This window comes from Mesorhizobium sp. WSM3866, assembly GCF_002294795.1.
Classification (GTDB): Bacteria; Pseudomonadota; Alphaproteobacteria; order Rhizobiales; family Rhizobiaceae; genus Mesorhizobium.
The window spans coordinates 23627-35157 of record NZ_NSGC01000010.1; the positions used below are offsets into that span (position 1 = coordinate 23627).

Below are 11531 nucleotides of genomic sequence, written 5' to 3' on the forward strand. Positions count from 1 at the left end.
AGGCGTACAAGCGGCAGCGTTCCGCCATCGAGGTGGTGATTACTTCTTGGCGTTCTGGTTCGCCACCGGCTCGCCCTTGACGCGCACGTCGGAGATCGTCGAGCGCAGCGCCGTCACCTTGGTCCCGCCGCCAAGGTCGATCTCCAGTTCATTGTCGTCGATCACCTTGGTCACCTTGCCGACGAAACCGCCGCCGGTCACCACCGTATCGCCGCGGCGCACTGCGGCCAGCATTTCCTGGCGCTTCTTCAACTGCGTGCGCTGCGGCCTGATGATCAGAAAATACATGATCACGAAAATCAGGACAAACGGCAAAATGCTGATGAACATATCGGGCGAGGTGCCGACGCCTTGGGCGTATGCCGGTGTGACGAACATCAAGAAACTCCTGGATGGTGAAATACCGCCGGGACGGCCCCGCGAAATTTTGGCCGGAATATAGTCGGTAAAGTTGCCAATGCAACTGCGCGACCCGCCGAATCCGTTGCTTTTCCAGCCGTTTGGCGCGTGCTAGAGCGTCGCAGCCGGAAGCCGGTTGGAGCCGGCCGAAAAGATCGTGCTACAACAGAAGCTTGCAGTTGGTTCTTGGTGCGCAGCCGCGGATCCGTTTCACGTTCCGTGATTGCCAAGTTAAAAAGACCGGAAATGACCGATAGCCTGGATGCCCTGAACAAAAAGCTCGACCGCCTGATCGACGCGGTCTCCCGTCTCGGGCCGCCACCGGTTCCCGAGACCGACCTCGGCGTGGCCGATTGCTTCGTCTGGCAGGCCGATCCCGGCTACCTGGAGCCGGTCCATAAGGTCAATCGCGTCGACATCGGCCTGATCCGCGGAGTCGACCGGGTCCGCGACATCCTGCTCGACAACACCGAGCGCTTTGCGTCCGGCTTCGCCGCCAACAATGTGTTGCTCTGGGGCGCGCGCGGCATGGGCAAGTCGTCGCTGGTCAAGGCCGTGCACGCCAAGGTCAACGCCTCGGACAAGCTCGACCGGCCGCTGAAGCTGATCGAGATCCATCGCGAGGACATCGACACCCTGCCCAAGCTGATGAGCTTGTTGAAGGCGGCGCCCTACCGCTTCATCCTGTTTTGCGACGACCTTTCCTTCGACCATGACGACACTTCCTACAAGTCGCTCAAGGCAGCGCTCGAAGGCGGCGTCGAGGGCCGCCCGGCCAATGTCATCTTCTACGCCACGTCGAACCGGCGGCACCTGCTGCCGCGCGATATGATCGACAATGAGCGCTCGACCGCGATCAACCCGTCGGAAGCGGTGGAGGAAAAAGTCTCGCTCTCCGACCGCTTCGGCCTGTGGCTCGGCTTCCACAAATGCTCGCAGGACGAATATCTCGACATGATCGACGGCTATGTCCGTTACCATGCCCTCGCGATTGATCCCGAGACGTTGCGCGCGGAAGCCTTGGAATGGGCAACGACGCGCGGCAGCCGCTCCGGCCGCGTCGCCTGGCAGTTCACCCAGGATCTTGCCGGACGGCTCGGCAAGCCGCTCAAGGACTGATAGCCCATCACCGGCTGCACTGAAAAAGCCCGCTCCTGGCGGAGCGGGCTGAAGCCGGCGGGCCGGACTGGAGGTCAGGCGGCCCGCAATTTGTTCTTGTTCTATTCGAGATAGCCGCTCGGATCGACCGGAGCAGAGTTCTTGCGCACCTCGAAGTGCAGCTTCGGCGAGTCCGTGGTGCCGCTCATGCCGGACAGCGCGATCTCCTGGCCGCGCTTGACCTTCTGGCCGCGCTGCACCTCGATCGAGCTGGCATGGCCGTAGACGGTGACCAGGCCGTTCTCGTGGCGCACCAGCACTGTGTTGCCGAACTCCTTGAGGCCGTCGCCGGCATAGATGACGACGCCGTTTTCGGCCGCCTTGATCGGCGTTCCTTCCGGCACCGCGATGTCGACGCCGTCCTTGCCGGAGCCGAAGCCGGAGATGACGCGGCCGCGCACCGGCCAGCGCATCTTGCCGATGCCGGTCGCATCCGGCGCCACTGCATCGTCGTCCTCGGCCTGCTGGATGACCTTGGCGTCCTTCTTCGGCGGCGTGTAGGAGGCGAGCGTCTCCGACGGTGTGGTCTTTGCCGGCGGCTGCGTGGTTGCCGTCGTCACCGGATCGACGGTCGGCTTGGTCGCGACAGGCTTCGCCGCAGCGACGGCAACGGTGCCGCCGGCCGGAACCTTGAGCGTCTGGCCGATCTTCAAGAGGCCGTCCTTCATGCCGTTGGCCTGCTTGAGCGCCGTGACGCCGACGCCGGTCTTGCGGGCGATCGAAGACAGGGAATCGCCCTGCTGAACGGTGTAGGTATCGCCGGCGCCGGCCGGCTTTGCCTCGGCCATCTGGGCGGGCGTGGCGCTCTTCGAACCGCTGGCCGCCGCCGATGCATCGACCTGCGCGGCGGATTTGCCGTCCTTGAGTTTTGGCTGCTGCGGCAGCACGGCAACCTTCTCCGGCGCGCCGGCGGGCTGCTTCGGTGTGTTGGCGGGCTTGGTGCTGTCGGCAACCTTCGGCCCGCCCTTGCTCGAATAGGCATAGGCCGGAATGACGATCTTCTGGCCGGTTCTGATGCCCTTGTTGGCATCGAGCCCGTTGACCTTGATGATCGCATCGGCCGGCACATGATATTGGCGGGCCAGACCGGAAATCGTCTCGCCTTCCCTCACCACGATCTCGGTCGCGTGCGGCGCCGCGCTTGCGTTGCGCACCGCGTCGGGCTCGGCGGTCTTGAACGGCTTCGCGGCCGGGGCGACTGTGTTGGTGGCCGTCCTGTCCAGATGAGGCGCGGCGGGGGCCGGCGCGAGTGCCGGGGCCGAGGCGGTGCGCATCGGCTTGGCGGCGGCCGGCGCCGAGGGCGGCGGCAATTGCTGGGAGGTCACCGGCTCGAGACTGGAGCGGCTCACGGACTGGGTGTGACTGCCGTCGACAGGCGCCGGCGCGACCGTATCGCCCGGATAGGGCTGGTCGACATTCTGCTTGTTGATGATGGCGCGCTGATTGTTGGTGGACGATGTGAACACGTCGTCGACACCATTGAAGCGCATCGCCTGGGAGCTGCAGCCTGCCGCGGCACCGGCGATCATCAGGACGGCGCAGCCGCGCGCCAGATTGCGTCCGTTTGCCTTCAAACCATTGGATTGCATCGCACTAACCCGCACAGACCCGGTACAAACTGGTCATGATTAAAGCGCGTTAATGTTACTGGCCGGTTAACCCATTAGAATCCGCCGAAAATTTTCTTAAAACATTTTTCGACAGGCGCGACCAAGTCCGGACAGATCGTGCCGGCCGAGACGAGACGGACGTCTCGGGAACCGGCGAATCGCACGAAATGAGACCGGGCGAGCAGCGGCACCACCCTCACACGACCACGCCTTCGCTTGGTTTGGCTTGCTGACCGCCCAAGTCGGGTACAGCGTCGACAACGCCCTCTTCTACGTCAAGGGAGGCGCGGCCGTGACTCACGACCGTTTCGATGTTCTCTTTTCACCCGACACGACCGCCGGCGAGACAGACGATCAGACCCGCTGGGGCGGTGCCTTGGGTGCCGGTCTTGAATATGGCTTTGCCCCGAATTGGTCACTCGCGATCGAATACGATCACCTGTTCATGCCCGACAAGACCACCACCATCACGGTCGTTGGCGCGCGGGGGCCCCTTCAGCACCGAGCGCATCGATCAGGATGTCGATCTCGTTGGTTTGCACCTGAACTACCGCTGCGGCGGCTGACTGGAGTGATGGTCTGCAGGCGCGTTCGGCGTGGTTAGCCGTCGATCGCAGGGCTGGCGCGCTAGATCACCGCGGCGACGCTGCGCAGGACCGGCTGCAGCCTGACCAGGCCGATGTCCTCGCGCTCGAAACGGCTGCCGACCTTGGTGAGCTTGGCCAGCACCTGCTCGCCCTCCTCCGGGCCGATCGGCGCGATGACGACGCCACCGCTCGACAATTGATCGAGCAGGAAGCGCGGCAGGCTATCGAAGGCCGCCCAGGCGATGATGCGGTCGAACGGCCCTTCGTTGGGCAGGCCGTTGGAGCCGTCGGTCTGGCGTACGATGACATTGCTGATGCCGAGCGCCTCGAAACGCTGCTTTGCCTGCTCGGCCAAGGTTTTGTAGCGGTCGACGCTGACGACGCGCGCGGCGAGCCTGGACATCACGGCTGCCGTATAACCCGACCCGGTGCCGATCTCGAGCACGCGGTTGCCCGGCTCGATGGCCAAAGCCGCAATCACCGCCGCCTGAAGGTCCGCGCCCTCGATCGCCTCGCCGCATTCGATCGGCAGCATCCCTTCCGACCAGGCCATCGAATGGAACTGCGCGGATAGGAAGCCGCGCCGCGGCGTCGCCTCGAAGGCGGCGACCAGTGCCTTCGGCGCCGCGCCCCTGCCGCGCAGCCGCAGCAGGAAAGCGGCGAAACCTTCACGGTCGTCGATAGCCATGGTCATGACAGCGCCTTGGTCAGCTGGTCGCGGAGTTCATGGGCGGTCAGGTCGAGCTGCAGCGGCGTCACCGACACCAGCCGGTTACGCAACGCGTAAAGATCGGTGCCCTTTTTGCCTTCGACCGGCTCTCGGCCGAAGCGCAGCCAGTAATAAGGCAGACCGCGGCCGTCGCGGCGCTCGTCGACCCAAAGACTGTGCACGAGCTTTCCCTGCGCGGTCACGACCGTGCCCTCGATTTCGTCGGGTGCGCAGTTCGGGAAATTGACGTTGAGCAGCACACCTTCCGGCAGCGGCGTTGCGATCAGCTTTTCGAGCAGCGCCGGTGCCAGCGCTTCGGTCGTCTCGTAAGGGACGACGCGGTCCTCGCCGAGATAGGAATAGGCCTGGCTGACCGCGATCGAACGGATACCGAGCAGCGCCCCCTCCATGGCGCCGGCCACCGTGCCCGAATAAGTAACGTCGTCGGCGATGTTGGCGCCGGAGTTGACCCCCGAAAGGATGAGGTCAGGCGGCCCGGGGAGGATCTTTTTCGTGCCCATGATGACGCAGTCGGTCGGCGTGCCGCGCACGGCGAAATGCTTCTCGCCGACCTTCCTCAGCCTGAGCGGTTCCGAAATCGAAAGCGAATGCGCGTAGCCGGACTGGTCCTGCTCGGGCGCCACCACCCAGACATCATCCGAGAGCGTTCGGGCGATGCGTTCGAGCCACGCAAGGCCTTCGGCGTGGATCCCGTCATCATTGGTCAGCAGGATGCGCATGAACTCATTTCGATTCGATCTTGACGAGACCACCCATGTAAGGCCGCAGCACTTCAGGAATGGTTACGCTGCCGTCCTCATTCTGGTAGTTTTCGACCACGGCGATGAGAGCACGGCCGACCGCGGTGCCGGAGCCGTTCAACGTGTGCACGAAGCGGTTGCCCTTGCCGTCCTTGTCCTTGTAGCGGGCATCCATGCGCCTCGCCTGGAAGTCGCCGCAGACGGAGCAGGACGAGATTTCGCGATAGGCGTTCTGGCCCGGCAGCCAGACCTCGATGTCGTAGGTCTTGCGTGCGCCAAAGCCCATGTCGCCGGTGCAGAGCGTCACCGTGCGGAACGGCAGGCCGAGCCGCTTCAGCACCTCCTCGGCGCATTGCGTCATGCGCTCATGCTCGGCGAGCGAGCTTTCCTGGTCGGTGATCGACACCAGCTCGACCTTGTAGAACTGGTGCTGGCGCAGCATGCCGCGCGTGTCGCGGCCGGCCGAGCCCGCTTCCGAGCGGAAGCACGGCGTCAGCGCCGTGTAGCGCAGCGGCAGCTTCTCATGCGGCGTGATCTCCTCGCGCACCAGGTTGGTGAGCGGCACTTCCGCGGTTGGGATCAGGCCCAGCCGTCCGTCGCCATGCGGCGTGAAGAACAGGTCCAGTTCGAATTTCGGCAGCTGGTTGGTGCCGAAGAGAACCTCGTCGCGCACCATCAGCGGCGGCTGGATCTCCTCATAGCCGTGCTCTGTCGTGTGCAGGTCGATCATGAACTGGCCGAGCGCGCGCTCCATGCGCGCCAGCCGGCTCTTCAGCACTGTGAAGCGCGAGCCGGACAGCTTCGCCGCACGCTCGAAATCCATCATGCCGAGCGCTTCGCCGATCTCGAAATGCTCCTTCACCCAGTTCGGGCGGGTCGGCACATCGCCGACGACGCGCTTGACGACATTGTCGTGCTCGTCCTTGCCGACCGGCACGTCGTCGAGCGGCACGTTGGGCAGGACCGCAAGCGAGTCGTTCAGCGCCTGGTCGAGCTCGCGCTCGCGCGCCTCGCCGTTCTGGATGAACGCCTTGATCTCGCCGACCTCGGCCTTGAGCTTTTCAGCAAGCGCGGCCTCGCCCGAGCGCATGGCATTGCCGATCTCCTTCGAAGCGGCATTGCGGCGCTCCTGCTTGACCTGCAATTCGCTGAGGTGGGTGCGCCGCTCCTCGTCCCTGGCGATCAGATCCTCGACGGCGGACTGGGCGTCGTCAGCAGACCACGAGCGCTTCACCAGCGCTTCGACAAGGGCCTTCGGGTTGTCGCGAATCCATTTGATGTCAAGCATGGCTTTCCGTCCTCGAGTAAGGTTCGAGGGCGTAAACCGCATCCCTGATCGATGCAAGACAGCAGCAGCCGGCAGCCGTGTTTTTCAGGCCTGGGACCAGGTTTAGCGCTAGGTTGACGGCGCGTCCGGCGTCTTTCCGGCGACAGTGCTGTCTGCCTCTTCCTGCCTGTCGCGCGCCAGACGGTCGCGCTCCCGGCTGCGCTCGATCAGGCGCGAAGTGAAGATCGCGACCTCGTAGAGCACGATGGTCGGAAGAGCGAGGCCGATCTGGCTCATCGGATCTGGCGGGGTCAACACCGCGGCGACGACGAAGGCAATGACGATCGCCCATTTGCGCTTCTCGGCCAGCGCTTGCGACGACAGAAGGCCGACGCGCGTCAGCAGGCTGGTCACCACCGGCAGTTGGAACACCAGGCCGAAGGAGAAGATCAGCGTCATGATCAGGCTGAGATATTCCGACACCTTCGGCAGCAAGGAGATCTGCACCTGGTCGTTGGTGCCGACCTGCTGCATGGCGAGGAAGAACCACATCACCATCGGGGTGAAGAAGAAATAGACCAGCGAGGCGCCCATCAGGAACAGGATGGGCGACGCAATCAGGAACGGCAGGAAGGCGCTGCGTTCGTTCTTGTAGAGACCCGGCGCGATGAATTTATAGATCTGCGTGGCGATCAGCGGGAAAGCGATGACCATGCCGCCGAACATGGCGAGCTTCACCTGGGTGAAGAAGAACTCCTGCGGCGCCGTGTAGATCAGCTCGACCTTGTGCGGGTCGAGCCCAGCCCATTGCGTCGCCCATTTGAACGGGACGACCAGAAGGTTGAACAGGCGCTTGGCGAAGAAGAAGCAGGCGAGGAAGGCGATGAAGAAGCCGCCCAGCGACCAGATCAGCCGCCGGCGCAGCTCGACAAGGTGCTCGATCAGCGGCGCCGAGGATTTCTCGATCTCTTCCCTCTCCTTGTCCGAGACGCTCACTTGGCGGCTCCTGCCGTCTTCTTGGCATCGGCGGCCTTTTTCACGGCCGGCTTCTTCGCCGCGGGATTGGCCTCAACCTTGGATGCCGCTTCCTTAGCAGGCGCTGCGACCTTTGCCGCCGCCGGCGCAGATTTCGCCGGGGCTTTAGTCGCCGGAGCCTTGGCCGATGCGGCTTTCGCCGCTGCACCGGCGGCTTTCGCCTTCGACGCGGCCACTTTTTTCGCCGGCTGGGCGGACCCGGCGGTCTCCGCAATGGGCGTGGTCACGGAGGCCTCAGTCAAGGCCGGGGAGATCGGCGCAGCTGGCGGGAACATCGGCACAGCCGGGGCGACGTCGGTTCCGTTGATGCCTGAGATTTCCGTCGCGCCGTTCTTCAGCGGCTCGGCAGGCTGCGGGGTCGTTGCATCCGAGGGCGCCTGATCGGAAGCCGGCTTGGGCTTCATGATCGTATCGACGCCGGCCCGAACGTCGGCCGCCGCCTGCTCGAACGGATTGAGCTGCTTGCGGATTTCGTTCATCGGGCTGAGCCCACGAAGGCTGTCGACCGAGTCCTTGACATCGTCAAGCTCGGCTTCCTTCAGCGCGTCGTTGAACTGCTTCTGGAAGTCGCCCGCCATGGCGCGCAATTTGGCCGCGGTGCGGCCAAACGTGCGCAGCATGTTGGGCAAATCCTTCGGCCCGACGACCACGATCATGACGACCGCGATCACCAGCAGCTCGCTCCAGCCGACTTCGAACATGGCAATCTATTCCAACGAGAGCCTGCCGCCCAAAAACACGAAACGGATCTGGGACAACGATATGCTCAAAGCAACAACCGGACTCAGCTCTTGCTGACCTTTTCTTTGCCCGGCGATACGGTCTCGTCGGCGCGGTGCTCGACGGTCCGCTTGTCGTCGGTATCGTCCTCAGCCATGCCCTTCTTGAAGCTCTTGATGCCCTTGGCCATGTCGCCCATCAGCTCCGGCAGCTTGCCGCGGCCGAACAGGAGCAGCACGATGACTAGAACGATCAGCCAGTGCCATATCGATAGTGAACCCATAACAATCTCTCTCGAATGTTTTCCCTCGGCGATGATCTATGCGTTTTCGCTCGGGGATTCAAACACAACCGCAATGAAGTTGGTAAAATGGCTAGCGGATGTCACGCACTTTCGGCGTGAGCGCCTTGCTACGAATCCGCGCAGCCCCTGCTAATAGACCATTCGCGTCGGTTTCGCACTCACTCTTCGGTAACGCGCGGCGTGAGCAATCCGAGCTCCTCGAGGTCGATATCGGTCAGCGCATCCTCGTCCTCGGCCAACGCGTCCGGATCGGCCGGCGGCACCGGCATCGAGAAATTGGACGGCATGCGCGTCGAAAGCAATCCGGCGCCCTTCAGCTCTTCCATGCCGGGCAGGTCGCGGATCTCCTCCAGCGCGAAATGATCGAGGAAAGCGTCAGTCGTGCCGTAGGTCACGGGACGGCCGGGCGTGCGGCGCCGGCCGCGCATCCTGACCCACTCCGTCTCCAGCAGCGTGTCCAGCGTGCCCTTCGAGGTCTCGACCCCCCTGATATCCTCGATCTCGGCGCGGGTGACCGGCTGGTGATAGGCGATGATCGCCAGAACTTCGAGCGCCGCGCGTGAGAGCTTTCTCTGCTGGACCGAGTCCCGGCTCATCAGGAAAGCCAGGTCGCCGGCGGTGCGGAACGCCCAGGCGTCGCCCACCCGCACCAGGTTGACCCCCCGCTTGGCGTAGATTTCCTGCAGATCGGCCATTGCGGCCGCAATGTTGACGCCCTCGGGCAGGCGCGCCGCCAGTTGCCTGTCACTGACCGGCTCGGCGCTGGCGAAGATGATCGCCTCGGCCATGCGGACTGCTTCCGACAATTGCAGCCGCTCGGCGGGGTTCTCGATAGAACCCTGCTCGGCCATCTCGGCTTCCGGTTCGACCTCGACCTTGAACGGGATGACCGAAGCGTTGGCGCGTTCACTCATGATGCCACCTCGACTGCCTTGACCCCTTGTGCGCGGCCGCGCAGATAGATCGGCGCGAAGACCTGATCCTGCCGCAGATCCAGCTTGCCCTCGCGCACCATTTCGAGTGTCGCGGCGAACGAACTGGCGATTGCCGTGCGCCTTTCTTCCGGCGCGGCCAGATATTGGATCAGGAAGCTGTCGAGCGCCGTCCAGTCGCCAATCGTTCCAACCAGCCGTGCCAGCACGTCGCGTGCGTCCTTCAGCGACCATACGGCGCGCCTGGCGATCGTCACGTTGCTGATCGCCTGCCGCTGGCGCTGCTGCGCATAGGCGGTCAGCAGATCGTAGAGCGAGGCCGAATAGGCATTGCGCTTCTCGACGATCACCATTTCCGGCATGCCGCGCGCGAAGACGTCGCGGCCGAGCCGGTTGCGGTTGACCAGCCGCGCAGCGGCATCACGCATCGCCTCCAGCCGCTTCAGCCGGAACTGCAGCACCGCTGCCAGTTCCTCGCCGCTCTCGCCCTCTTCGCCCGGCTGTTTCGGGATCAACAGCTTCGACTTGAGGAAGGCAAGCCATGCCGCCATGACCAGATAGTCGGCCGCGAGTTCCAATCTCAGCGCCCTCACCTTCTCGATGAAGGCCAGATATTGCTCGGCGAGCGCCAGGATCGAGATGCGGGCGAGATCGACCTTCTGGTTGCGCGCCAGATGCAGCAGAAGATCGAGCGGGCCCTCGAAGCCGGCGACATCGACCACCAGCGACGGGTCGCTGGTCAGACGTGACTCGTCGTTCTCGGCCCACAGACGGTCCATCGGTGCGGCCTTCGCGGCCTTGCTGTCCAATGTTTCCGCCACTTGCCTTGCTTTCCCTTCGGTTCAGGCCACCGCGTCGAAATAGGTGGCGAATTCCGCGCGTATGGTGCTTTCGTCCGCGACGTCGCGGTCCTTTATATAGGCCAGCGCCCGCTCCGCTCTCGCCAAGGACTTGCCTTCGAGCACCGTCGTACGCGACGCGATCCCCGACATTTCCTCGAAAACGCCGTTGCAGTGAAGGACGAGATCGCAGCCCGCCGCAAGGATCGCGGCCGCCTTTGTCGGGAAATCCCCAGAAAGTGCCTTCATCGAGGTGTCGTCGCTCATCAGGAGCCCGTCGAAGCCGATCTCGCCACGGATCACCTCGTTGACGACCTTGGCCGAGGTCGTCGCCGGATTGTCCGGGTCGATCGCGCTGTAGACGACATGCGCCGTCATCGCCATCGGCAGGTGGTTGAGCGCCTTGAACGGGGCGAAATCATGTTGCCGCAACTCGGCGAGGGGCGTGTCGACCGTCGGCAGCGCGAAATGCGTATCGGCAAAGGCGCGGCCGTGGCCGGGAATATGCTTCATGACCGGCAGGACGCCACCCGACATCAGGCCCTCGGCCGAAGCCCGGCCAAGCTCGATCACGGCATTTGGTTCCATACCATAGGCGCGCGCGCCGATGACATCGCTGGCGCCCGCAATGGGCACGTCGAGCACCGGCAGGCAGTCGGCGGTGATGCCGTGGCGCAGCAGATCGAAGGCGTGAAGCCGCGCGAGCAGCCACGCGGCACGGCGGCCGGCCTCGCGATCATCGCGCCAAAGCGCGCCGAGCGCTCCGCCTGCAGGATAGTTCGGCGCCAGCGGCGGTCGCAGGCGCTGCACCCTGCCGCCCTCCTGGTCGATGAAGACCGGGGCATCCGGGCGTCCGACGCTCTCGCGCATCGAGGCGACCAGGTCGCGGATCTGCTCGGTCTCGCCGACATTGCGCGCGAACAGGATGAAGCCCCAAGGACGTTCGTCGCCGTAGAAGCGGATTTCATCTTCAGTGAGGGATTTCCCGGCGCAGCCGAGGATCATGGATTTTGATTCGGTCATGGATCGAAGCTTAGAGCAATTCCAGGAAAAGTGTGTAACGGTTTTGCGTCCGGAATTCCGTAAAAACAAGGAGTTATGCGGGTTCGGTGATTCTGCCGGCGCTGAACCGCTCTAAGGTTTTGCGAACCAAAGGGGAATCACCCCTGACCGGTGCCGCATGAATGACGACAGCCGTCCACAACGAAAA

General features: G+C 63.9%; 12 protein-coding genes. 1 reads left to right on the plus strand and 11 read right to left on the minus strand.

What is annotated here, in order from left to right:
• Positions 1-39: 39 nt before the first annotated feature.
• A complete protein-coding gene (yajC, locus tag CK222_RS22150; protein WP_067000009.1) occupies positions 40-378 on the minus strand; it encodes a preprotein translocase subunit YajC in 339 nt (112 codons plus the stop codon).
• A 267-nt stretch (positions 379-645) separates the two neighbouring features.
• Between yajC and CK222_RS22155 the strand changes: the two genes are divergently transcribed.
• Complete coding sequence (locus tag CK222_RS22155; RefSeq protein WP_095778420.1) at positions 646-1518, plus strand: ATP-binding protein; 873 nt, start codon at positions 646-648, stop codon at positions 1516-1518.
• 101 nt (positions 1519-1619) lie between these two features.
• Here the strand turns inward: CK222_RS22155 and CK222_RS22160 are convergent, their stop codons facing one another.
• The 10 genes from CK222_RS22160 to nagZ form a co-directional block, all read right to left on the minus strand.
• Complete coding sequence (locus tag CK222_RS22160; RefSeq protein ID WP_095801857.1) at positions 1620-3146, minus strand: peptidoglycan DD-metalloendopeptidase family protein; 1527 nt, start codon at positions 3144-3146, stop codon at positions 1620-1622.
• 648 nt (positions 3147-3794) lie between these two features.
• Positions 3795-4448, minus strand: coding sequence for a protein-L-isoaspartate(D-aspartate) O-methyltransferase (locus CK222_RS22170; RefSeq protein WP_095801859.1), 654 nt, complete (start codon positions 4446-4448; stop codon positions 3795-3797).
• Positions 4445-5203 (minus strand): 5'/3'-nucleotidase SurE, encoded by a 759-nt coding sequence (gene surE / locus CK222_RS22175; RefSeq protein ID WP_095801860.1) that lies wholly within the window; start codon positions 5201-5203, stop codon positions 4445-4447. Before surE ends, CK222_RS22170 begins: the two co-directional genes overlap by 4 nt.
• Positions 5204-5207: 4 nt before the next feature.
• Complete coding sequence (serS, locus tag CK222_RS22180) at positions 5208-6512, minus strand: serine--tRNA ligase (RefSeq protein WP_095801861.1); 1305 nt, start codon at positions 6510-6512, stop codon at positions 5208-5210.
• Between the two features lie 108 nt (positions 6513-6620).
• Entirely contained in the window at positions 6621-7487 is an 867-nt protein-coding gene (tatC, locus tag CK222_RS22185) for a twin-arginine translocase subunit TatC (RefSeq protein ID WP_095801862.1), read from the minus strand.
• Positions 7484-8227, minus strand: a complete 744-nt coding sequence (tatB, locus tag CK222_RS22190) for a Sec-independent protein translocase protein TatB (RefSeq protein WP_095801863.1) — start codon at positions 8225-8227, stop codon at positions 7484-7486. Before tatB ends, tatC begins: the two co-directional genes overlap by 4 nt.
• Before the next feature lie 83 nt (positions 8228-8310).
• Positions 8311-8529, minus strand: coding sequence for a twin-arginine translocase TatA/TatE family subunit (locus tag CK222_RS22195; protein ID WP_066999984.1), 219 nt, complete (start codon positions 8527-8529; stop codon positions 8311-8313).
• Between the two features lie 179 nt (positions 8530-8708).
• Complete coding sequence (scpB, locus tag CK222_RS22200) at positions 8709-9464, minus strand: SMC-Scp complex subunit ScpB (protein ID WP_067329549.1); 756 nt, start codon at positions 9462-9464, stop codon at positions 8709-8711.
• Positions 9461-10261, minus strand: coding sequence for a ScpA family protein (locus CK222_RS22205; RefSeq protein WP_095801864.1), 801 nt, complete (start codon positions 10259-10261; stop codon positions 9461-9463). The genes scpB and CK222_RS22205 overlap by 4 nt, the downstream gene beginning before the upstream one ends.
• A gap of 63 nt (positions 10262-10324) precedes the next feature.
• Positions 10325-11344, minus strand: a complete 1020-nt coding sequence (gene nagZ, locus CK222_RS22210) for a beta-N-acetylhexosaminidase (RefSeq protein WP_066999978.1) — start codon at positions 11342-11344, stop codon at positions 10325-10327.
• Positions 11345-11531 lie beyond the last annotated feature (187 nt).